The following is a 25581-nucleotide window of genomic DNA, read 5'->3' on the forward strand; positions in this document are numbered from 1 at the left end:
GATTTTACTCCAATTCAAAATCTTGTAATGCTTCTACAGTGTAGTTCGCATCATCTTTACGATTCGCCACAACACGCAATACTTCCCGTGCTGTATCGAGACTTGTTAAGCATGGTGTACCCATTTCTACAGCAAGACGACGCAATTGGAAGCCTTCGCGTTCAGGTCGTTTACCTGCAGTCAATGTATTAAGTACAAGATCGACTTTGTCTTGACGAATGTGGTCAGCACAGTTATCATCGCCTTCAGAGATTTTGTTAACTACCTTGCAGTCAACGCCATGTTCCTTGAAGTATTTACCAGTACCACCAGTTGCTTCAATGTGATAACCCAAATCAATAAAGCCTTTTGCTAATTGACTCGCTTCCTCTTTATCGCGGTCTGCAACAGTCATAAGGATTGTACCATCCTCTGGGATACGCATGTTGGCACCATTAATAGCTTTAAATAGTGCTTCAGAATACGTGCGGCCAATACCCATAACTTCACCAGTAGACTTCATTTCAGGTCCAAGAGCAATTTCTACAAGGCCCATTTTAGAGAAGGAGAATACAGGTGCTTTTACCGCTACATATGGTTTATTAGGCACAAGACCTAATGGTAAACCTAAATCACTTAGACTTTCACCTAGGGCAATACGAGTTGCACATTCAACCATATTGATGCCTGTAACCTTGGAAATGAACGGTACAGTACGACTAGAGCGAGGGTTTACTTCGATAACATTAAGCTCACCGTCAGCCACGATATACTGGATATTTAGAACACCTTTAACATTGAGACCTACCGCAATACGACGTGTATAATCAACAATTTGATCAATCAATTCTTGGCTCAAATGTTGAGCTGGGTAAACGGCCATGGAGTCACCAGAGTGAACCCCGGCGCGTTCGATTTGTTCCATAATACCAGGGATACATACATCGGTACCATCGGAAATAGCGTCAACCTCTACCTCCATACCAACCATATAACGGTCGATAAGAACAGGATGCTCCTTAGATGCTACTACGGCTTCCTTCATGTATACATCAAGCTCTTTATCGTTGTATACGATTTCCATCGCACGACCGCCCAATACATAAGAAGGGCGAACGATTAATGGGTATTTCAACTTTTTAGCCGCTTCTTGTGCTTCTTCATCAGAGGTTACCAGAGCACCTACTGGGCGAGGGATACCAAGTTTCGCCAACAATTCATCAAAGCGTTCACGGTCTTCCGCCATATCGATGCTATCTACGGATGTACCGAGGATTTTGACACCACGTTCTGCCAATGGGCCTGCCAAATTGATAGCCGTTTGACCACCAAATTGAGCAATGACGCCAGCTGGCTGTTCTTTATTGATGATTTCCATTACATCGTCCACAGTCAATGGCTCAAAGTATAAAGAGTCAGAAATATCAAAGTCAGTAGACACTGTTTCTGGGTTGTTATTAATCATAATAGATTGATAACCCGCTTTACGAAGGGCCCATGAGGAATGTACGGAGCAGTAGTCAAACTCTACGCCTTGACCAATACGAATCGGGCCAGAACCAAGTACCACTACGGATTTTTCGCCTAGTGGTTTAACTTCGTCTTCTTGTGCATAAGCACTGTAATAGTACGGCGTTTTAGATTCGAATTCTGCAGCACATGTATCTACGTATTTATATGTTGGAAGAATATTCCATTCTTTACGTTTTGCACGAACATCTTCTACAGTTGTATTAGCATAACGAGCGATAACAGAATCAGTGAAGGAATAACGTTTTGCTTTGCGCAATACATCCTCTGTTAAACCTTTCTCAGCCAATGCTTTTTCCACAGTAACAATGTTTTTAATTTTTTCAATAAAGAATGTATCAATTTTTGTAATATAGTGGATTTTTTCTACACTAATTCCCTTGCGAAGTGCTTCTGCTACAACATAGATACGTTCATCATCTACTAAATGTAAACGTTCGATCAATTGTTCCATAGACTCATGAGCGATTTTCTTAAGCTCAATATGGTCTAAACCAATTTCCAAGGAACGAATTGCTTTAAGTAAGGAGCCTTCCAAAGAACGGTCGATGGCCATAACTTCGCCAGTAGCTTTCATTTGTGTGCCCAAGGTACGATCTGCCAAGTTGAATTTTTCAAAAGGCCAGCGTGGAAACTTAGTTACTACATAGTCAAGAGTCGGCTCAAAGCATGCTTTAGTTTCACCGGTTACAGCATTTGTAATTTGATCCAATGTCATGCCTACTGCAATTTTTGCTGCTACCTTCGCAATTGGGTACCCAGTTGCTTTAGATGCCAATGCAGAGGAACGAGATACGCGAGGGTTTACTTCGATAACAATATATTCGTTGCTATTTGGATTCAAAGCGTATTGTACGTTACAACCGCCTTCGATTTTTAAATAACGGATAATCTCTACAGATGCGGTACGCAGCATTTGGTATTGAATATCGTTCAAGGTTTGGCTTGGTGCCACAACGATAGAATCACCAGTATGCACACCAACAGGGTCAATATTTTCCATATTACATACGATGATGCAGTTATCTGCACTATCGCGCATTACTTCGTATTCAATCTCTTTCCAACCTGCAACGGAACGTTCTGCTAGGATTTGATGGATTGGTGAAAGTTTCAAACCACGGCGTGTAATTTCATACATTTCATCTTCGTTATGTGCAATACCTCCACCAGTACCACCCAAAGTATATGCAGGGCGGATGATAATAGGATACCCAATGCGATTAGCAAAGGCTACTGCTTCTTCAAGATCGTTAAAGATATCGGATTCAGGAACCGGTTGGTTGATTTCCTTCATCGCTTCTTTGAAGAGTTCACGGTCTTCGGCTTGTTTAATGGCTTCAAGAGTTGTACCAAGAAGTTTTACACCATATTCTTCTAATACGCCAGCTTCAGACAATTGTACCGCCATATTAAGACCTACTTGACCACCTAATGTAGCCAACAAGCCCCAAGGGCGTTCTTTTTTTATAACTTCTGTTACGAATTCAAGACTAATCGGTTCTACATATACGCGGTCTGCAATATCTGTATCCGTCATAATAGTAGCAGGGTTGGAGTTAACTAATACTACCTTATAACCCTCTTCTCGAAGGGAACGGCATGCTTGTGTGCCAGCATAATCAAACTCTGCAGCTTGACCGATAATAATTGGACCAGAACCAATTACAAGTACTTTTTTTGCTTCTGAGGTCATATTATTTTCCCTTTCTCATTAAGTCTTCAAATTCGTCAAATAAATATAGGTTATCAGTAGGTCCTGGGGATGCTTCTGGATGGTATTGTACGGAGAAGATTGGCAATTCTTTATGACGCATACCTTCTACGGTACCATCATTTACACTACGATGTGTAATTTCTACGAAATCTGGCAAAGAAGTATCATCTACCGCATAACCATGGTTTTGAGATGTAATATATACCCGACCAGTACGTAAATCTTGTACAGGATGGTTAGAACCACGGTGACCAAATTTCAATTTGAATGTGGTACCACCATAAGCTTGTGCCAATACTTGATGCCCCATACAGATGCCAAAGATTGGTTTCTTACCAAACATTTTCTTTACTTCTTCTACTGCATAGCCAAGATCTTGAGGGTCTCCAGGGCCATTAGATAAAAAAATACCATCTGGATTTGCTGCCAACACATCTTCAGCCTTAGCATCTGCAGGAAATACAGTAAGACGACAGCCTGCAGCTTCTAGAGAGCGAAGGATATTTTCCTTTACACCATAATCCATTACCGCTACGTGGAATTCAGCATTTTTATCGCCACGCATACCTTGCCATTTTGTAGTTACACGCATAACTTGATCTGTTGGCAAGTCTTGTTTAAATAATTTTTGAATATCCTCCATAGGGTAATCAGAGCGTACGAGTACGCCCTTCATTACACCATGGTTACGAAGAACACGTGTAATCGCACGTGTATCTACATCATAAAGGCAAGGGATGCCGTGCAAACGAAGATACTCACTAAATAACCCCTCATTTTGCCAGTTAGATGGAAAGTCACACAGTTCACCTACAATAAAACCTTTACAATATGGCTTAGGACCTTGAGTGATAGAATTTAAAGTACCATAATTACCAATTAAAGGATAGGTTAATGTAATAATTTGATCCGCATAGGATGGGTCAGTCAAGATTTCTTGATACCCGGTCATACCTGTGTTAAATACAACTTCACCTACCGTTGGGGCGCCACCTAATAAGGAACCTTCAAACACGGAACCATCTTCAAGAACTAACTTGCCTTTCATTATAAGACTACGCCCTCCTTCATAACAATTTTGCCATCAACTACTGTGAGTTTAGCTTTACCTGTAACAGTCATACCATCAAATGGGCTAACTTTACCTTTTGTATAAAATTTATTTCTATCTACTGTCCACTTTTCAGTTGTAGAGAATACAGTAATATCCGCTGGCTTACCAACTTCAAGAACACCTGCATCAAGGTGCATCAACTCAGCTGGTCGAGTACTCATATAGTACACAACTTGATCAATGCTAAGTTTATCAGGACCATATGCATTTGTAATAACCGCTGCCAAAGATGTTTCGAGGCCACTGAAACCATTTGGTGCACAGCAGAATTCATGGTCTTTTTCTTCGTATGCATGTGGTGCATGGTCTGTAATAATCGCATCGATTGTGCCATCTTTCAAGCCTTCTAATAATGCTTGGCGATGATCTTCTGAGCGAATTGGAGGAGCCATTTTAAATGCTGGATTATATTCGCGTAGGTATTCATCTGTGAAAGACAAATGTTGGCTTGTAACTTCACAGGTTACATTAAGACCTTTAGCCTTCGCACGGCGCACCATATCTACAGTATTTTTACTACTTACGTGAGCAATATGGATATGACCACCTGTCATTTCAGATAACAAGATATCACGAGCAACAGCCAAATCTTCAGCTACTGCAGGACGACCAATAACACCTAATTCATAAGAAACAATACCTTCATGCATATGGCCATTTTTAGTCAATGTAATATCTTCTGCATGGTCGATAACCATCTTATTAAACATGGACGAGTATTCTAAAGCACGACGCATAAATGCAGCATTTTCTACATAGTGGCCATCATCGGAGAAAGCTACTACACCAGCTTCTGCCATATCCCCCATTTCAGCAAGTTCCTTACCTTCAAGACCTTTTGATACAGCACCAATAAATTCTACCTTAACAACACCAGTAAGTTCGGCTTGCTTTTGCAACCCTCTTACGAGCGCAGCATTATCTACCACAGGATTTGTATTAGCCATAGTTACAACACGTGTGAAACCACCTGCAGCAGCGGCTTGTGTACCGGAGTGGAAATCTTCTTTCGCTTCTTGACCTGGCTCACGCAAATGTGTGTGAATATCGATAAGGCCTGGTGCTACAATAAGACCTGTTGCATCATATATCTCAGCACCTTCAGCATTTAAGTTTTGACCAATGGCTGCAATTTTACCATCTTTTACGAGAATGTCTGCTACTTCGTTTTGTTTTTTTGCCGGATTTACTACCGTACCATTTTTAATAAGCAAGCTCACTACCGTCACCTCCGATAATAGTTAAGTACAATACAGCCATACGTATAGCTACGCCATTACGCACTTGTTCTTGAATTACTGATTGATCAGAATACGCCACATCTGGTGCGATTTCTAGGCCACGGTTCATTGGACCTGGATGCATGACCATTACATCGTCTTTAGCTAATTTCAATACATCGTTATTAATACCAAAGATACGTGCATATTCTCTGTTTGTAGGATATAGTGCAGAGTGAATGCGTTCTAATTGAATGCGAAGTACGTTTACAACATCTGCATCAACAACGGCTTCACGAATATCGTGGTGTACGGTAACACCTAATTTTTCAAGTTCTGGATATACCATTGTACGAGGACCAGCCAGATGTACATCAGCCCCCATTTTTGTAAGTCCATAAATGTTGGAGCGTGCTACGCGACTATGCATTATATCGCCAAGGATAACCACCTTTAATCCTTCAATAGATTCCTTTTTCTCTAAGATAGAATACATGTCTAGTAATGCTTGTGTTGGATGCTCATGAGCGCCATCACCTGCGTTAATGATAATCGGATCTACGGCTTTCGTAGCGTATAAAGGTGCACCTTCTGCGCTGTGGCGCATTACGATAGCATCTGTACCCATGTAGGACATAGTTAATAATGTATCGCGGAAGCTTTCACCTTTACCCATGGAAGATCCACTAGGAGAAAGATTGATTACGTCAGCCCCTAAATATTTTCCGGCTAACTCAAAGGAACTACGAGTACGAGTACTTGGTTCCATAAAAAGGTTGATAATGGATTTCCCCTTTAATAGTGGAACCTTCTTGTCATCAGAAAGAACGATTTTCTTCATTTTCTTTGCCACATCTAAAATCAATTTGATTTCTTCAGGTGACACATTTTGCAAACCCAATAAATCTTTGCCTTTTAGGCTAACTTGTCCCATGATTTCCTCCTAACTCACGTAACAAAAAAGACCTTTTGCCCAGGGCAAAAGGTCAAATAGTTTGCACAAAGAAGCCCCTATGGGCACTTCAACTATATTCCTTTCTCAGCCTCTCTGGACTAAATTAAAAGGTATTGTATTATGCAATGGTCTCTCGTACCATATATGCATTTTCTTTATTTATTGTACTGAATCCACCTTTGAAAGTCAATGTAAAACACAAAATTCATATGGATTTTAAAAAGAGGACAAGCATATAAAATTGCTTGTCCTCTCTATATTTAAACAGCTATTAATTCACTCCTATATCTTAAACTTTAATCTAAAATTTCTTTTTTAGAAATTAAGGGTCTTAACCTAATGGATATAATCTTGGTGGGTTTTCTTCATCATTTTGCTGTTCATTTTGTGGAGTATATGGCATTTGATCTTGTTGCGGCTCATTCGCTACAGGATTTATCTGCACATATTGCTGATTTGGCGACAATTGAGGTTGACGTTGCTCACGACGACGTGTATTTTGAGATGCAGTCGGTCTAGGTTTAGTCAACTCATCAATGGATACAGCATTTGGAATAGTTACATTTGATGTATCCCCATGAATATCATCAAGTTCACTGAAGGAAGGAGTCCTCTTAGATGCTTGAGCAGCCTTACGTTCGGCTTCAAGTTGTTGACGGGCAAGTTCTGCACGACGACGAGCGCTTTCTTGTTGATCTCGAACACGTTGAATCGCTTCAGCACGCTCTTTTGCTTTACGCTCTATTTCAGCTTGAGCCAACGCTTGTTGACGGGCAGCTTCAGCTTTACGTTCTGCCTCTAGTTGCGCTTTATATCGTTCCTCAGCAAGGCGTCGTGCCTCGGCTGCTTGACGTTCTGCTTCAGCTCGTTCTGCAGCAAGTCGCTCTTGCTCTGCCTTACGAGCTTCCGCCGCTATGCGAGCCGCCTCTGCTTTACGAGCCTCTTCGGCACGTCTTGCTTCTTCTATGCGACGAGCTTCTTCGGCTCTACGCACTTCTTCGGCACGTTTAGCCTCTGCAGCAATGCGAGCTTCTTCAGCACGGCGCGCTGCTTCAAGTCGTTCCTGTTCAGCTCTACGTTGTGCCTCAAGTCTAGCTGCTTCTGCTTTCCGAGCTTCTTCTGCTCTACGTGCTTCTGCTTCTAAACGAGCTTGTTCAGCTTTACGCGCCGCTTCAATTCTCGCAGCTTCAGCTTTGCGTGCTTCCTCTGCTCGTTTTGCTTCTGCTGCTACGCGAGCGGCCTCAGCTTTACGTTCCGCTTCAATTCGAGCTTCTTCTACTCTACGCGCTTCCTCCGCACGACGAGCCTCTTCTGCTTTTCTTGCTGCTTCCATTTGTTGTGCTTCCAAAGCAGCCTTAGCCTCTGCCGCTCTACGAGCATCTTCTTGACGCTTCGCTTCAAGAGCGGCTTGCTCAGCAGCACGTTGTGCTTCTAAAGCAGCTTTCGCTTCTGCTGCTTTACGAGCTTCTTCGGCACGTCTTGCTTCCAATGCTTCCTGCTCGGCTTTACGTTGTGCTTCTAAACGAGCTCTGGCCTCAGCAGCCAAGCGTTCCTCTTCGGCCTTTTTGGCCTCTAAAGCAGCTTTTTCTGCTGCTCTTTGCGCTTCAAAGCGTGCCTTAGCTTCGGCCGCTTTTCTTTCTTCCTCCGCTTTGCGTGCGGCCTCAATACGAGCAGCTTCAATTCTACGTTCTTCTTCAAGACGTTTTGCTTCCGCTGCTAGTCGAGCTTCTTCTGCTTTACGAGCCGCCTCTAGCCGATCTGCTTCCGCTTTTCTCGCTGCCTCGATACGTGCCATTTCAGCTTTACGAGCCGCTTCCGCCTTGCGAGCTTCCTCTGCTTTACGCTCTGCTTCGGCTTTTTCAGCCATCTTGCGCTCAATTTCAGCATGCTTGGCTTCTGCAGCCTTTCGCAACATTTCGGCTTTTTCTGCAGCTAGTCGAGCCTCTTCAGCTTTTTTACGAGCTAATGCTTCTTTCTCGTCTTTTGCCTTTTTAAGTTGTGCTTCTTTTTTTACATCTGCTACAGCTTTATCGCTTAACTTTTTAGTTTCTTCATGAGCAATTACTTCTGCCCGTTTAGCTGGACTTTCAACAGTAGATTTTTTAGTATCTACGGACCCTTTATCTCCATCTTTACCACCTACAGGTCCTACAGGTATTTGTGTTCCCCCTTGAGTTGGGTTCCCTAAAATATCTTTAACATCTTTTGGTACATTAACAGCAATAGTTTGATGTTTTTGTGGATTTGCAAGAGATTCAGGAATCAACAAGAAACGAATTGGCAAATTCGATGCACCGGCTGGCATAAAGTTTAATGTTAATAAATCGCCCGCATTATAGTTCCCTAAAAGACGGCTATCTAATATAGTACCTTCCCCTAATGCGGAAATACCATCTGCACCACCAATGTGATAAGTCCGTGTATCTGTCTGCCCCCTTCTAGCACCTTGTTGATGCAATGTTTTTACCGTAAAGGAACCAGAATAAGGTCCCCCAAGAGGGTTAAAATACAGTCTAAACGGTTCATTCCCCTTTGTAGGAATTTTTAACGTATACGATACGCCATAGTTACCACGATCTCGAACAAATGCTTTATTTTGCATTTCGTCTACACCATTAATAAACGTATCTTCTCGGTCATTACCAATTTCTACAAAGGCACCACCTAAAGAGGTATCGAATGGTGTAGTAACCTCCATATTACGCTTAGCACCAGTATAAGTACCGCGTAATTGTATTTCATCAATAGGAAGGTTTTTCACCCAATGTGACGCATCTACAGGGTCCATCCCCATAGGCAACATCATGACACGCGCAAATATAGGCCCTTCTGTTTTAATATCTACAATACCCGTAAATAATGCATCTCGATTTACCGGTGTATTTTCTAAGTCACTAAAGATTAATTGGCGCCCTTGTGGTGGGATGCTAAGAGAATATAATGGTCTTGCATCTCGGCTTTCATTAAGAGGTTGCTCCAAATCCTTTCGAGACAAATCACGACCTGCTGCAAAATAATCAGGTGTAGCTACAGATTTTAATTGTCTCATGACATGTACTGAAGTTGGATAAGCCGTTTGGTTTTCTAAGACGATAGCAATCTTGTGAGGTAAATCCATTTCATTTACATGATAGAAATAGATACGACCATTGCCATTAATTGTACCTGCACTTAACGTACCTCCTACGGGGCCTACATATTCAGGACTATCCGATAGGAGCAATGTATCAGTTTGAGACACCAACGATGGTGGCAACGGAGAAAACTGAAAATATCCAATTGATTGTAAATCTATATCACGAGCTTCTACATGGCCTGTAAGGGCAGCCATGGCAGCCATAGCCGCAGCTACACAATATCTTGATTTATAGGAAAACATATATTATTACCTCTATACTTCTTCGAGCCCCAACGGGTCATACGTAAGTGCTAATGCTTCAATCTTCTTTAGTCGATGGCCAATTCCAGATTTAGATAGTTTCCCCTCCATCAACTCTTCAAGTTCTTTTAAACTCGCTTCAGGATTCTCCCACCGAAGTCTTGCAACGACGCGCAACTTTTCAGGTAATTCTTCAATACCGATTTCTCTATCAATAATACGGATTGCTTTTACCTGACGAACTGCTGCATCCACAACCTTCTGTAAATTTGCAGTCTCACAGTTGACTTGACGATTAATTTGATTCCGTACGGTTTTCATAATCCGCACATTTTCAAATTCCATAAGCGCCGATTGAGCACCCATGATTTGCAAACAATTTGTTACTGCATCCCCTTCTTTAAGATATACTACATACTCGTCCTTCCGCTCCGTTAGACCAGCGTGAATGTGAAAGAGTCGTAATACATGAATAATTTCCCTCGCAAAAGTCTCATTCCCCGTCATAAACTCAAGATGGTAATCACTTTGTGGTTTATTAACAGAGCCTCCCCCTAAAAAAGCTCCCCTTAAAAAGGCACGTCGTGCTTCCATTGATTTGAGCCAACTGCGAGGGATTTGTTCGGTTACAGGCCATAAAGCGAGATCCTCTAAAGCCTGTCTCCCCTCTATAGAAGGTTCCACAGAGAGCGTATACATATTTTTTTTACGCAGGTTTAAACCTTGTCGTACTAATACATTTGTAGGTAATTCGTATTGCTTTTTCAAAATACCAAGCAACCGACGAGCTACTGCATTATTAGCCGTAGCCAAACGAATGCCAACGGCACCTTTCATCCCCAAAATGATAGATCCGCTCATACGCAATAAGCAAGACGCTTCAATTTTCATGGCCACATCCGCATCACTAGAGGCTTCATATTGGCATAATTCATTTTTTACATCTTCTGCAAATGACATGGACATCCCTTCTCATTAATGATCATCTCGTTGAAGATAATATTCTAAGATATGCGGTTCAGTGTTAGATTGCATAGCATGAATGATATCCATAATAACTTTACCTAACCGTTCAGGATCGTGAACAGCTGGTTTTTGAGGATTAATTAAGGTAGCTCGTATAGTGCGGATTCCTTTGTCTTGTAACTTTTTAGTATCTAATACCAATGGTTCAGATCCTACAGCACTATATTGTTCAACCATTTGAATTGGCAACGGCCCATCATTGGCAAGAACAGTATCTATAATTCCTTCTCCGCCATGAGCAATTAAAGCCTCTACATGGTCATTTAATGTGTAGCCTGTGGTTTCACCCGGTTGTGTCATAACATTAGCAATATAGATTTTATTAGCCTTACTGGCACGTACATGAGAGGCCAATTTATCAGTTAGTAAATTTGGGATAATGCTTGTATATAAACTACCAGGACCTAAAATAATCACATCGGCTTCATCAATGGCACGTAATGCAGCCCCCTCTGGCTTAGGCAATGCTGGATCACTATAGATATGACGAATCCGTTTACCCGAGTGTGGTATATTACTTTCACCTTCTACAATAGTGCCATCTGTCATCTCTGCACGCAATTTAATGAACTCTGTAGAGGAAGGAATTACACGACCACGGACACGCAACAATTTACTAGCCGCTTCAAGAGCTTCTTCAATATCTCCATCGTAAACTTGAGCAAGCGCAGTGATAAAGAGATTACCAAAGCTGTGTCCAGAAAGCTCATTTTCCCCTTCGAAGCGGTAACGGAATAAGTTCTCCATTACCCCTTCTTGTTCAGCTAGTGATACTAAACAGTTTCTTAAATCACCAGGTGCTATCATTTGAAAATCTTCTCGCAAGCGGCCAGAAGAACCTCCATCATCAGCAACTGTTACAATCGCAGATAGGTTTGATGTATGTGATTTCAAACCACGCAATAAATTTGATAAGCCTGTACCCCCACCGATTACTACAATTTTAGGGCCCTTATCGAGTCGGATATTTTGAAAGATAATATCTGATACTTTGCTGTCAGGATTAGGTAGTACCGCACGAATAATCGTTTTTATAACTTTACTCGTACCGATGAGCATTAATACAGCGCCAATCGATAATACTACAGCCCCTACAGCAATGAGTACATTATAATTGTAAAAGCCCGTCATATTATAGGAAAAGGCAAGTACAATATCTTCAAGAACCGCAAGCCATTGATAGTTAAACATCAAGGAAATGCCAATAATTAAAAGACCTACACCACAACTAAATAGGGCAAGCCAACGTTTTATATTTAGACCCGGAATTAGCCACCGGAACCATCCTTTTCGCAACATAATCCCCCCTATCTAGTTATCAAGTGTTATAATTTCATGAGGATTATAATCTTCTTCCACATTATTTTTCATCATATCTCTATGTTCAACAGTGACACGATATCCTTTTTCTAACAAGTGGGAATATAGAGCCTCTGCCATAGCTACAGATCTATGCATACCACCTGTACAGCCTACTGCTACAATAAATTGAGATTTTCCTTCTTGTTCATAATTTGGCACAAGAAAATCCATAGTATCAAAGTAACGTCTTTTAAATTCCTCTGTTACTTCAAAGGAATGAATATATTCATTCACTGCTTTTACACGACCTGTTTTATGACGAAACTCAGGAATATAAAATGGATTAGGTAGAAAACGAACATCCCATACCATATCTGCATCGAGAGGAATACCATACTTAAAACCAAAGCTCACTACAGTAATAGCCATACCATGAGCTTCATCAACTTGAGCAAAGCGCGTTTTTAAATACTCTTTCAAGCTGGCTGTTTTCATATTAGTGGTATCAATAATAAAATCTGCTTTATGGCGCACAGAGTTAAGAATTTGGCGTTCCTTCTTTAGCCCTGTTGTAATCAGCCCATTAGGAGCCAATGGATGACTCCGTCGACTTTCCTTATATCGACGAATCAAAGTCTCATCTGTAGCATCCATAAATACAATTTCAAAATCTACCTTCATATCTTTTAATGTATCTAAAGATGAAGAAAGAGCTTCAAAAAATTCGCCACCCCGAATATCTACAACAAGAGCAACGCGATTAGTCCGTTCTCCACCTTGTCGGCAAATTTCACTTAATTTAGGGATCAGCACAGGAGGAATATTATCAATACATAAATACCCCATATCTTCTAAAGCTTGCAATACTTGAGTTTTGCCGGCACCTGACATACCTGTAACTATTAACAAACGAAATGCTTCCATAGTTTTACTCCATTATAAAAGATTATCTTCAATCCAATGGGCTACTCCATCGTCATTATGATTACCACAAATTGTATGAGCCACAGATTTTACATGATCTGTAGCGTTTTCAACAGCTACAGAGTAACCTGTTTTACGTAGCATAGAAATATCATTTTCTGCATTACCAAAGGAAACGATATGTTCTAAACTAATATGATTATCTAAAGCTAGTTGTGTCAAAGCACGCCCCTTTGACACATTAAGGGCAACGATTTCTAAAAAGTCTCTTTGGCTACGAACTAGAGTCACCATATCACCAACTCTAGGAGTTAAAATTTCAATAATTCTGTTAATTCCTTCTACTGTATCTATGGCAATTAGCTTATTCGGTTCAGTTTTTAAACTATATAACTTATCCCCTAAAAACTCTGCCGTAGCACCAGTCTGTTTTTCATAAAGAGCGGACTGCCACGTCTTATGATGGCATAGTAAATGATCATCCACATACGATTGTATATGCCAATCATATTGTTTTGCTAATTCATAAATACGACGTACCACTTCAATAGAAACAGTCTGTTCAAACAGTTTACATCCTGTTTCCAACTCTTGAATGAGGCCACCAGAAAATAAAATCATCGGCACATTACCAAGCTTTAATGCCTGCCCAATGGGCTTAGCCGTTTGGTACATACGTCCCGTAGCAATCGTAATAGCAACACCCCTTTGCTGCAACCGATGTAATACATCTACTGTATAGTCAGATATAGAATTATCGCTACGCACCAAAGTTTCATCACAATCGATGGCAACCATTTTAATATGAGAAAAAAAAGGATTCATGTTCGCCGCCTTTATAGAAATTTTAAATACTCTTTATTATACCATTAATAGTGGCTATATAGATAGAAATTAGCGGTAATAACCCTAATAATGACAAGAAAGTTTACTCATGAAATTTTCATTAAATGAAAAATCATCTATTTTCGATAAATCATTCTATATTAATTAAATAAACGGCATTAATGAAACACTATATAAAAAGCCTCATATAATTTTATATTAAACACAAAAAAGAGACCCCCGAAGGAGTCTCTTTCGTATGAGTAACTATCAAATTAGAATTTGTAGTTAAGGTCCGCACGGTAGAAGTCAGCTTTATCATTACCGTTTTGATCTTTCCAATCAAAACCGTAGTTAGCTGTTAAGCCTACGTTGTTTTGCAATGCATAGTCAACAGTTGCCATCCAACCTTTAGCATCTGTAGTGTAGATGTGGTTGTAAGTAGTATCAATGATAGGAGCATTTTCTTTTGCGTTGAAGTATTGACCTTTTACGCCCCAAGTACCTTGTTTTTTGATGTCGTAGTTGCCATAACCAACGCCTGCAGTCCAAGCTTGAGATTCTTCAAGGCTAGAAGCTTTCAACCATTCGCCACCTACCCAAATTTTGTCGAAGTTAACGTCAGCATTGAAGCCATAAACATTTTTAACATCGTCATCTTGATTGATGCGGTCGTAGAAACCACCAACCATAGCATGTTTACCAACTTTACCGTTAACATTTACGATAAGATCAGTAACATTTTCTTCTTTAGTCAAGCCAGCTGCATCGCCAGATACCATGTAACCATAAGCTACTTGTGCATTAACTTTGTCATTACCAGCATTGAATTGAGCACCATCAAAAGTACCATCAAATGCTAAGCCACCACCAACAACTTGACCGAAACGGCCAGCTTTCAAGGATACGCGTTCACCGAATTTATGGTTAACATATGCGCGATCGATTTGAGCGTCTGCATTACCACCAGTAGTGGAGTTACCCAATTCGAAGTTACCAGAAGTCAAACGAACTACAGCATCTGTACGATCGTTAACTTTTGCGTTAAATTGTACACGTGCACGAGCGTCGAATTTAGATTTAGCATCTTGAGCATCACGGTAACGAAGACGAGCATCACCAGTAACTTTTACGTTACCAACGCGGTCTTCCAAGCGAGCTACACGAACGCCCAAGTTATTCAATTCGTTGGAGAATTCATCAGCCAAACGGTTGATCATAGCTTGTTGTTCAGCGTTAGCGCGATCTTGGTTAGCCATAGCTTTAGCTACCATTTGAGCCATTTCGTAACGAGTGATGTTATTTTGGCCTTTGAAAGTACCATCTGGGTAACCATTGATAACACCAGCGTTAGCCAATTGAGAAACTGCTTGGTATGCCCAAGAATCTGGAGTTACGTCGGAGAATGGGTTAGCTGCGAAAGCTGTAGTTACACCCAATACTGCTGTTGCTGCAAAGATTGCTGCCAATTGTTTTTTCATAGTTGAATTCCTTCTTTCTGAAAAAAATAGAAAATAAAATGTTACAAGTCATAACATTCACATTCTACTCGTTCTTCAGATTAAGAATGTATAGGAGTGTCCACGTTTCCTCACCATACTCTACATCGAAGATCTTCGTTTCATGTATGTATCATGACCTGTACGGTGATAGTATCACAACCTTTTTTCTATGTAAAGCCTTAACACCTATATTCAGCCTTATTACTGAATACTCTCTATTTTAAAAATTTCATGAATGCAGTAAAAATCTAACTTCATGAACATTTTTTCATTTTATAGTTTTATACAAAAGAAATTTTTTATCAGATTTAAAAGCCTAACATTATATTAATAAAACTAATTATATTAACATTCATTTATTAATATAAAAAATAAAATTATAAACTATATTATCATTATATTTATTTGCTAAAAAAGAATATCCTACTTACGCTCTATGTTAAATTGATAATACTCTAGGATGTTCACCGTGTATATTAATCTTCAAACTACAAAAAAGAGACTCCCGAAGGAGTCTCTTTCATATGATTAACTATCAAATTAGAATTTGTAGTTAAGGTCAGCACGGTAGAAGTTATCTAATTTATCACCGTTTTGTTCTTTCCAGTTGAAGCCGTAGTTAGCGGACAAGCCTACGTTGTTTTGTAAAGCGTAGTCAATGGAAGCCATCCAACCTTTAGCATCTGTAGTATACAAGTGGTTATAAGTTGTATCTACGATTGGAGCATTTTCTTTTGCATTGAAGTATTGACCATAAACACCCCAAGTACCTTGTTTTTTGATGTCGTAGTTACCAAAACCAAGACCTGCAGTCCAAGCTTGAGATTTGTCTACATGGGAATCTCTCAACCATTCGCCACCAACCCAAACTTTGTCGAAGTTAGCATCAGCGTTGAAACCATAGATATTTTTGTAATCATTATCAGAATCTTGGTTTACGCGATTATAGAAACCACCAACTGTAGTGTGTTTACCTACTTTACCAGTTAAGCCAAGGTAAGTGTTAGTTACGTTTTGTTCTTTAGTCAAGCCAGCTGCTTCGCCGGATACCATGTAACCGTAAGCTGCTTGAGCCATAATTTTGTCGTTACCAACGTTCAATTGAGCACCATCGAAAGTACCATCAAATGCTAAACCGCCACCGATAACTTGGTTAAAACGACCAGCTTTCAAGGATACGCGTTCGCCAAATTTGTGGTTAACATATGCGCGGTCGATTTGAGCGTCTGCATTACCACCAGTAGTGGAGTTACCCAATTCGAAGTTACCAGAAGTCAAACGAACTACAGCATCTGTACGATCGTTAACTTTTGCGTTAAATTGTACACGTGCACGAGCGTCGAATTTAGATTTAGCATCTTGAGCATCACGGTAACGAAGACGAGCATCACCAGTAACTTTTACGTTACCAACGCGGTCTTCCAAGCGAGCTACACGAACGCCCAAGTTATTCAATTCGTTGGAGAATTCATCAGCCAAACGGTTGATCATAGCTTGTTGTTCAGCGTTAGCGCGATCTTGGTTAGCCATAGCTTTAGCTACCATTTGAGCCATTTCGTAACGAGTGATGTTATTTTGGCCTTTGAAAGTACCATCTGGGTAACCATTGATAACACCAGCGTTAGCCAATTGAGAAACTGCTTGGTATGCCCAAGAATCTGGAGTTACGTCGGAGAATGGGTTAGCTGCGAAAGCTGTAGTTACACCCAATACTGCTGTTGCTGCAAAGATTGCTGCCAATTGTTTTTTCATAGTTGAATTCCTTCTTTCTGAAAAAAATAGAAAATAAAATGTAACAAGTCATAACATTCACATTCTACTCAGTTCTTCAGATTAAGAATCTTTGGGAGTGTCCACGTTTCCTCGCCACATTCTGCATCGAAGTTCTTCGTTTCATGTGTTTGCTACTTCTCGTACGGTGATATTAGCACAACCACTTTTTCGTGTAAACCCTTTTTTCTCAATTGTGTTCTCATTATCTTGTTTTTATAACTTAAAATGCTTGCTAAGTTAGATTTTATCTAGTTTTATAGGATATAATTTTTTTCATAAAAAAATTTAATTTTATATCCTTTTCTATTAATTGAGAATTTTTATTATATTTTTCATTAAGTTAAACTTATTAATATATATATAATTAATAAGAAATTTATCTTTCTATACAGAAAGATTTTATAAATATATCCTACAATATAAGGGATATAATTCTTGATAACCACTAAATTATTCGATTACTTTTAATATTATGTATTTATAAAACATTTTACTATATATATACTATTATATATAAAATAATTCATAATACTTTTATGCAACAAAAAAAAAGACTTCCGAAGAAGTCTTTTTTTTGTTTGTGAGGGAATTAGAATTTGTAATTTAATTCTGCACGATAGAAATCGGAAAGATCATTACCGCTTTGGTCTTTAGAGTTGAAACCATAACCTGCGGATAAACCTACGTTATCTTGTACTGCGTAGTCTACGCTAGCCATGTAACCTTTGTAACCATTAGATGTATTTGTTAAATCATATGCTTGATCCCAAGTGGAACTTACGATTGGTGCATTAGCTTTTTGGTTGAAGTATTGACCTTTCACATCCCATGTACCTTTTTTAGCGATGTCGTAGTTACCATAGCCAAGACCTGCTGTCCAAGCTTGAGAATTATCTACGTTAGAAGCTTTCAACCATTCACCGCCAGCCCACAATTTATTTTTACGGAAGTCCGCATTGAAACCGTAAACATCTTGTTTATCAGAGTTAACTGTTACACCATTATGGTTCAAGTTGCCGCTAGATAATCTGGAGTAGAAACCACCAACGGAGGATTCTTTACCAACTTTACCTTTTAAGCCTACATAGGATACAGATGGATTATCAGATTTGGAGTTGCCATCAGCAGCACCATCAATCATATAACCATACGCACCTTGTACTTGAACTTTATCATTACCTACATTCAATTGTGCACCGTCAAATGTATCATCGTACATCAAACCGCCACCAATTGTTTGTTGGAAACGACCAGCTTTAGCAGATACGTTGCTACCAAATTTGTGATCCACGTAAGCACGATCAATTGTTGCTTGAGAACCTTTAGTAGAGTCACCAAATTCGTAATTACCTTTTACACGAACAACTGCTTGTGTTTTATCATTTACATTAGCATTGAATTGTACACGTGCACGGCCATCAGTTAAGGATTTACTATTAGCTTTGTAAACACCTTTGCCTTCAGAACCTTGATAACGGATACGAGCATCACCAGTTACCTTTACATTACCTACACGGTCTTCCAAGCGAGATACTCGAACGCCGAGGTTGTTCAACTCGTTAGAGAACTCATCTGCCAAGCGGTTAATCATAGCTTGTTGTTCAGCGTTAGCACGATCTTGGTTAGCCATAGCTTTAGCTACCATTTGAGCCATTTCATAACGAGTGATATTGTTTTGGCCTTTGAAAGTGCCATCTGGATAACCATTAACGATACCAGATTGTGCTAATTGAGATACTGCTTGGTACGCCCAACTATCTGGAGTTACATCGGAGAATGGATTTGCAGCAAATGCTGTTGTTACACCTAACACTGCTGTTGCTGCTAACATTGTTGCGAATTGTTTTTTCATAATGAATTCCTTCTTTCTTATAAATAAGAATTTATATTTGCAGAAGACGTTCACTACATAAGTAGTATCACTATGAAAGATGTATTAGGAGTGTCCATGTTTCCTCAACTAAATTATCTATCTTAGCTCCACTTCTTTGTAGCGTAGCCTTTCTGTTGATGTGAATATACCACCACCCCAAAACTTTGTAAAGCATTTTACACAACTAAATTTTATGAAATTTCTTTCATGAATAAAAATTATATCAAAAACATAGATTATTACTGCATTTTTAAAAATTTAATTTTACAAAATTTCATTTTATAGTCTAAAAAAATAGATAATTTTATTATCTACAGCCACAAATTTAATAATTATCACTTATTAAATTTAGCTATACTTATAATTTATATTAATTCATTTGTTTGAATTGTTTATTTTCTATAAGATTGATAAGTGATATATTTAGATTCGACCTAGCCGTCTTGCTAAATTTTATTTAGTATACATTTCACAAGATACAACATAACTTAATCCTTCTTAACTTATAAAAAGCCTATCTACGATGAAATTTATCGTAGATAGGCTTTCACGATTATTAAATTGCGTAAGAAACAAATCCTAGAATATGATCAACAGGAACTGGGCCGATAAAACGACTATCACTAGAATGGTTGCGATTATCTCCCATCACAAATACATGACCTTCAGGAACTGTTACAGGTGTAGACCGAGTATAATTCATTTTTGTATCTTTTGTATATGGTTCTTGTAATTTTTCTCCATTACGCCATACATAACCATCTTTAAACTCTAGTACATCACCAGGTCTACCTATTACACGTTTTACCCATACATCATTTGTTTGAGCGGATTTATTAAAAACAGATGCATAGTTCATCAGTGGTTCTTTTACATCATCCACCCATGTACGAACACGATTAACACGACTATCAATAATAACGATTTGTCCATATTCGGGCATATCATTCATAATATGATGCCATTTGGTAACAATCAAATATTGTCCATTGTGTAATGTATCATCCATTGATTCCCCAGACACTCTAGTAGGTTGAATCAAGAAAATATGAATTACCATAGCAATGATTAATGCCAATGCAATAGCATAAATCCAATCTAATATTTCTTTTACTATTGTATTACCTAACTTATTACTCATAGTTTCCTCTTAATGACCACCTTTCGTAAATCTCCCACCAAAGACATCATGTACGTCTTGGATCGTAATAAATGCTGTAGGATCTACTTCATAAACGGTATCCTTTAATCTTGTAATTTCTAGCCGCGTTACTACAGAATATAATACATGTTTCGGTTGTTTTAAATACCCGCCTTCTCCGTACATAATAGTAACACCACGATTAAGATTAGCATTTAATGCATCAGCAATAATCTTGGAATTATCTGCATCGGTAATAATCATAACCCCTTTAGATTCTTCAAGTCCAGTGATGGTCACATCAATCATCTTATAAGCAATAAAATAAGCAATTAAGGAATACATGGCACTATTCCAACTATATACAAAGCCCGCTGCTCCAAGAATAACTAAATTCATGGCCATTACAATTTCGCCTACAGAAAAGGTGGACCGTTTATCAAAGATAATAGCTACAATTTCAGATCCATCTAATGAGCCACCATTACGAATAATTAGCCCTACCCCAATACCTAAGATTATACCACCAAAGATTGCCCCTAAAAATGGGTCAGTTGTAATAGGTGTAAAGCGGTGTGCAATGGTAGAAAATATTGCCATCCATATAATAGAGAACAAAGTAGACAAGGTAAATCCTTTACCAATTACTTTATAGCCTAAATATAAAAAGGGTAAGTTGAAAAGTACTACAAAAATGCTAAAAGAAATACCTGATAGTTCCGCAGCCATCAAAGAGATACCAACAATACCACCGTCAATGATACTATTGGGTACTAAAAATAAATCTAACCCTATCGTATATATTAAGGCACCTAGAATCATCATTACACAGCGCATAATAAGATTTGACCAGTTACGCATTGAAGTTTCATTCGTCATGATTATCTCCTTTTCCGTATAACTGCTCCATAGCATGTAATCTTTTCTCTTCTAACTCACTTGAACTCATAGTTTCTTCTTTGATTGCCGCTTCGTTCTGAGCTAACTGCTTCGTATAGCGCAAGCCAATAACGAGAGCCGTCAAATCATCTACAGGTTCTGGTGGAAATTGCATAGATGTAGGAATAATCTTGCGCCACCCTGTAGGAGGATTATATTGCCAATATAATTTACGGGCCTCCTCTGTACTGTGAGATTCGTCGATTAAACTAGTTGTAATTTTATGATTACGTCCAATTTGTTGAAGAGAAGGATACAAGTGTTTATGATTTGTACCATTTCCACAAACAATATGAACAATACCATAATATTCAGTTAAAATACGCTCAATATCTTTATTGAAAGTATTTGAAGAAATAATTTTACGGCATATCATCTCACCGAAAGGTGAAAGTATAGCTACGCCAGTTTTCTCATTTCCTGGATCCACTGCTAAAATATATGTATTTTCAGTCATTTGATTATCCCCTTTGTAAGTACAGTAGTTATATTTTAACATAAAAAGAAGGTCTTATGTTGAAAATTACATAAGACCTTCTTTTATAATGTATGAAAACAGCATACCTTCATCATATTAATTAGTTTACATTTTTGCCTTATCATTGAAATCTGGCATTTGAGTAATACGCAACTTGAGGTGAACAGGACCAGATGAATATGTGTCGCCATCAGTATAAGCTTCCACATGAACCTTGCCACGCATAGTACTTATTCTTTTAATGGCTGTAAACAAATCATCACCAGGTATCGTTCCAATATCACCTGATAAGGAATCAGGAATAATCCCCTTTGCCTTAGCACGTTCATTTACTTGTTTCAAGAATTGAAGCATAGACGATTGAGCATTAGTACCCCCATCAATTACTGTAGAGTGAATTACCTCTCCATTTTTATAGATAAATTGTTGTGGATATACTTGAATAACTGCAACTGCAGGTTCACCTGAAATAATATTTCCGGCTGCCACAACTTGAACCACCATAGGAGTCTTGGAATTGATTAGCTTTTGAGTAGCTACCTCAACATTTTGTCGATCTACATACACAACGGATTGACCATTATCTTCTATACCTAAGCGACGTAAAACAAGTTTATTTGTATCATCGATAATATGTTTAATAGCATTATTACTATCTTCTTCACTTAAACCAGGTCGTACAACAGCTTGTGCTAATAACTGATCTACTTGGAAGAGAATGGTTCCTTCCCGTAAATGAATGATGCCATTCTGCAATTGTTCTTGTGTATTTTGTAGATTCTTAATATGCGCTTCCATCTTAGCACGTGTTGCTTCAAGCTCAGCTACCTTTTGAGACACCTCTGCATAAGAGGCTTGTAAAGATGCCAATTCGACTTCTGTTGCGTCTTTAGCAGCTTGTGCACTCGCCAATTCAGCTTTTGTAGCCTCTACTTCACGGCGAATTTGTTCAATCTCAGCCATCCGTTCTTCAAGCTCTTGTTTATTTTGTTCTAACAAAGCCTGCCCACGAATCAGTTCTTGCGTCTTTGCAGCAACCTCATTATTCAGCTGCTTCATATCAGCTCGCAACTGATCCATACCGAACAATGCGGTTCGCACACTTTGAGACGTAAAGGTTAATACCCCAACCGTAGCTGCTGCAACTAAAAGGCCTGTCACAATAGTAACTATAATAGATGTGTGCTTAGGTCGTAATCCAAAGAGGGACATACGACGTTTACCAATTTTAGTGCCTAGCTTATCCCCCATGTAAGCAATGAGACCACCCATAAGAGCGATAATTATTAAGATTTTAACACCTACTAACATCATGTCCCTCCTTTCTCCTAAGAATACAATCTGTTATTTCGATACACGCCAATTCAAATACAACCCTGCAATAATACCTAATGTATCCGGTATTAATGCAGCCAATAAGGTTGGCAATGCTCCACCTTTCCCTAAAGCACCAGCAAAGGTCATCACCCCATAATAAATAAAGATGATGAGAATACTAATACCAAAGCCGATAGATGAGCTAGAGCGTTGCTTTTGAAGGCCTAAAGGTGCACCTACGAGAGCAAATACAAAACTTGCCAACGGAATTGTAAAGCGTTGGTACATTTCCATTTCAAGTTTATTAGCATTAGTATAAGCAGCCTTATAAGCTCTGATTTGGTGACGTAACTCCTTAATCGTCAATTCCTCAGGCTTACGTTGATCTTGTTGAATATCTTTTGGGGCAGACTTAATCGGCAATGATTGCTCCTTAAATTTCATGGTACGTTCAACACCATTACCAGCTGATAAATCATAGATGATACCATTCTGCATCACCCAATATTGACCATTCCAGATAGCTGTATCAGCATTTTCAACTTGTTGTAACTTGCCGCCCTCCCCAAATTGTTGAACCGTAATCATGGACAACTGTTTGGTTTCAGCATCATAGCTCTTAGCATACATCAATGTGCCTAGCTCATCACCATTCATCGTTTTTAACACAATATGATTTTGTGTTTGAGGTGATGCATTTTTCATAATTTGTTCGCGCACAATCGTTTGATACATATGATTTGTACGAGGTACAACAAATTCATTAAATGCTACTGCCCCAATGGAAATGATGAGGGCAATAATATATACAGGCATGGCCAAGCGTAAAAAGCTTAGACCTCCAGCACGCATAACAACGATTTCACTAGTGCTACTCAAACGACTAAAAGTCATAAGAGAAGCCAATAGTACTGACATTGGGAATGTTAAAATAACAATACTTGGTAAAGCCAAGACAAATGCTTGCATAACAAGCAACAATGGTGCTCCATATTCAGTAATATATTGAGCAATCCTAAACAATGTGCCTGTACCAATAAAAATACTAGTAAAAGCAAAAACCCCAAATAGGAATGGGCCTACAAAAGCTTTTAAAATATATTTATCTAATAATCGCATAGCCCCTCCTATAATTTAAAGTTATCCCCTAAATAATGTTCACGAGCGATTGGATCATTCGCAATTTCATCAGGGGTACCCTCTAGGAGGATTTTACCATTACTCAAAATATAAGCCTTATCTACAATCCCCAATGTTTCGCGAACATTATGGTCTGTAATCAAGATACCAATACCTCGGTTCTTAACGTGTAAGATAATTTGCTGAATATCAGCAACCGCAATTGGATCGACACCTGCAAAAGGTTCATCAAGAAGGATGAAATTAGGTTCTAAGGCGAGGCAACGCGCAATTTCTACACGGCGTCGTTCACCACCAGATAATTGCATCCCCATACGGTCACGGACATGTCCAATATGAAATTCTTCAATCAATGATTCCACGATAGCTTCAATCTCATCAGATTTTTTTGCCGTAATCTGTAGCATGGCACGAATATTGTCCTCTACAGACATGGAACGAAAGATTGATGCCTCTTGCGGTAAGTATCCAATCCCTTCAGCCGCCCGCTTATACATAGGAATATTTGTTATATCCTTGCCATCAACGGTAATGATACCAGAACTTGGTCTTTCAATGCCTACAATCATATAAAATGACGTAGTTTTACCGGCCCCATTAGGCCCTAATAGACCTACAACTTGGCCTTTATCAACGCGTAGACTTACACCATCTACCACATTGCGTCCGCTAAAGGTTTTAACTAAGTTTTTGGTTTCTATATACATATATTATCCTTATTTATTCGGAACAATGACGAGTGTACTACGTCCACCTAATGTTTCAGCAGAATCATCAGCTAAACGAATTTTCAGTTCCGGTGCATTCAGTACATTACCATTTTGAACGGCATGCGCAGAACCCGATAAGAGTACCACTCCATCATTTTGGTTTGGCGTTTGTGTATATGTAGCTCGGTCAGCAGAACCAGACACGTTTCGTTCAGGATTAGAGAAGGTAACATTACCTTGCGCTACAGCACGAACTTCCTTCATCCATCCTTCTACCTTATCACCGGTTAAGGTTGTCCCTTCAGCAATCAAACGGGCATTGCCTGTAACAAGACCGTATTCAGAGTCAGTACTATACTCAACACTGTCGCCAAAGATTTGGCGATCAGCACGTTGTAAATGAACGCTACCATTAGCAGTGAATTTATTATTATTGTAACTGTGAACCGCTTGAGCAGACATGGCCATATCAGAACCAATCATAGATACACCACCATCAAGATTTGCTTCTTGAGTTTTTGTATTGTACCAACCCTTGGCACCAGTCATAGTTTTATCCGCTTGGGTAATAACAACATTACCTGTTGCATCTGCACGACCTGAATTGCCATCATAAGACAATGTATCAGCGCTGATAGTCAACGGATCATTTGCAGCCCAAACTGTAACAGATGCGGTCATGAGTACAGCTAATATAGCCATACCAATCTGTTTTTTCTTATTCATCATATTTCCTC

General features: G+C 39.1%; 19 protein-coding genes. All 19 read right to left on the bottom strand.

Going from position 1 to position 25581, the window contains the following annotated elements; genetic code table 11:
• Window positions 1–4 precede the first annotated feature (4 nt).
• The 19 genes from carB to ACLRYO_RS08405 all read right to left on the bottom strand — a co-directional run bounded on the left by carB (window position 5) and on the right by ACLRYO_RS08405 (window position 25573).
• On the bottom strand, window positions 5–3205 hold the full coding sequence (gene carB / locus ACLRYO_RS08315; protein ID WP_101929023.1) for a carbamoyl-phosphate synthase large subunit: 3201 nt from the start codon (window positions 3203–3205) through the stop codon (window positions 5–7).
• Window position 3206: 1 nt separating this feature from the next.
• On the bottom strand, window positions 3207–4274 hold the full coding sequence (gene carA, locus ACLRYO_RS08320) for a glutamine-hydrolyzing carbamoyl-phosphate synthase small subunit (protein WP_008715755.1): 1068 nt from the start codon (window positions 4272–4274) through the stop codon (window positions 3207–3209).
• Complete coding sequence (locus tag ACLRYO_RS08325) at window positions 4274–5560, bottom strand: dihydroorotase (RefSeq protein WP_123138508.1); 1287 nt, start codon at window positions 5558–5560, stop codon at window positions 4274–4276. Before ACLRYO_RS08325 ends, carA begins: the two co-directional genes overlap by 1 nt.
• Window positions 5544–6494 (bottom strand): aspartate carbamoyltransferase catalytic subunit, encoded by a 951-nt coding sequence (locus tag ACLRYO_RS08330; RefSeq protein ID WP_012864090.1) that lies wholly within the window; start codon window positions 6492–6494, stop codon window positions 5544–5546. The genes ACLRYO_RS08325 and ACLRYO_RS08330 overlap by 17 nt, the downstream gene beginning before the upstream one ends.
• A 352-nt stretch (window positions 6495–6846) precedes the next feature.
• A complete protein-coding gene (locus ACLRYO_RS08335) occupies window positions 6847–9894 on the bottom strand; it encodes an ATPase (RefSeq protein ID WP_195395011.1) in 3048 nt (1015 codons plus the stop codon).
• A gap of 12 nt (window positions 9895–9906) precedes the next feature.
• A complete protein-coding gene (gene whiA / locus ACLRYO_RS08340; protein ID WP_287508084.1) occupies window positions 9907–10854 on the bottom strand; it encodes a DNA-binding protein WhiA in 948 nt (315 codons plus the stop codon).
• Between the two features lie 15 nt (window positions 10855–10869).
• Complete coding sequence (locus tag ACLRYO_RS08345; RefSeq protein WP_021147900.1) at window positions 10870–12219, bottom strand: gluconeogenesis factor YvcK family protein; 1350 nt, start codon at window positions 12217–12219, stop codon at window positions 10870–10872.
• A 12-nt stretch (window positions 12220–12231) separates the two neighbouring features.
• The gene (gene rapZ, locus ACLRYO_RS08350; protein ID WP_021147899.1) at window positions 12232–13146 is read right to left on the bottom strand and encodes an RNase adapter RapZ; all 915 of its coding nucleotides are present in this window, start codon (window positions 13144–13146) and stop codon (window positions 12232–12234) included.
• Between the two features lie 12 nt (window positions 13147–13158).
• Entirely contained in the window at window positions 13159–13971 is an 813-nt protein-coding gene (locus ACLRYO_RS08355) for a Cof-type HAD-IIB family hydrolase (protein WP_278606655.1), read from the bottom strand.
• Window positions 13972–14246: 275 nt separating this feature from the next.
• The gene (locus ACLRYO_RS08360) at window positions 14247–15452 is read right to left on the bottom strand and encodes a putative porin (RefSeq protein ID WP_413084810.1); all 1206 of its coding nucleotides are present in this window, start codon (window positions 15450–15452) and stop codon (window positions 14247–14249) included.
• 561 nt (window positions 15453–16013) lie between these two features.
• Complete coding sequence (locus ACLRYO_RS08365) at window positions 16014–17225, bottom strand: putative porin (protein ID WP_413084811.1); 1212 nt, start codon at window positions 17223–17225, stop codon at window positions 16014–16016.
• Window positions 17226–17835: 610 nt separating this feature from the next.
• Window positions 17836–19098, bottom strand: a complete 1263-nt coding sequence (locus tag ACLRYO_RS08370) for an S-layer homology domain-containing protein (RefSeq protein ID WP_413084812.1) — start codon at window positions 19096–19098, stop codon at window positions 17836–17838.
• 577 nt (window positions 19099–19675) lie between these two features.
• Entirely contained in the window at window positions 19676–20260 is a 585-nt protein-coding gene (lepB, locus tag ACLRYO_RS08375) for a signal peptidase I (RefSeq protein ID WP_004695516.1), read from the bottom strand.
• Window positions 20261–20269: 9 nt separating this feature from the next.
• Entirely contained in the window at window positions 20270–21139 is an 870-nt protein-coding gene (locus ACLRYO_RS08380; protein WP_227037940.1) for a YitT family protein, read from the bottom strand.
• Entirely contained in the window at window positions 21129–21656 is a 528-nt protein-coding gene (locus ACLRYO_RS08385) for a hypothetical protein (RefSeq protein WP_278606651.1), read from the bottom strand. Before ACLRYO_RS08385 ends, ACLRYO_RS08380 begins: the two co-directional genes overlap by 11 nt.
• Window positions 21657–21782: 126 nt before the next feature.
• On the bottom strand, window positions 21783–22988 hold the full coding sequence (locus ACLRYO_RS08390) for a DUF3084 domain-containing protein (protein WP_413084813.1): 1206 nt from the start codon (window positions 22986–22988) through the stop codon (window positions 21783–21785).
• A 33-nt stretch (window positions 22989–23021) separates the two neighbouring features.
• Complete coding sequence (locus ACLRYO_RS08395) at window positions 23022–24113, bottom strand: LptF/LptG family permease (RefSeq protein WP_012864077.1); 1092 nt, start codon at window positions 24111–24113, stop codon at window positions 23022–23024.
• Between the two features lie 8 nt (window positions 24114–24121).
• Complete coding sequence (gene lptB / locus ACLRYO_RS08400; RefSeq protein ID WP_012864076.1) at window positions 24122–24841, bottom strand: LPS export ABC transporter ATP-binding protein; 720 nt, start codon at window positions 24839–24841, stop codon at window positions 24122–24124.
• A gap of 9 nt (window positions 24842–24850) precedes the next feature.
• Window positions 24851–25573 carry an LptA/OstA family protein gene (locus ACLRYO_RS08405; RefSeq protein WP_004698437.1) on the bottom strand — a complete coding sequence of 241 codons (723 nt, stop codon included), beginning with the start codon at window positions 25571–25573 and terminating at the stop codon, window positions 24851–24853.
• Window positions 25574–25581 lie beyond the last annotated feature (8 nt).

This window comes from Veillonella parvula (genome assembly GCF_047241225.1).
Lineage (GTDB): Bacteria > Bacillota > Negativicutes > Veillonellales > Veillonellaceae > Veillonella > Veillonella parvula_O.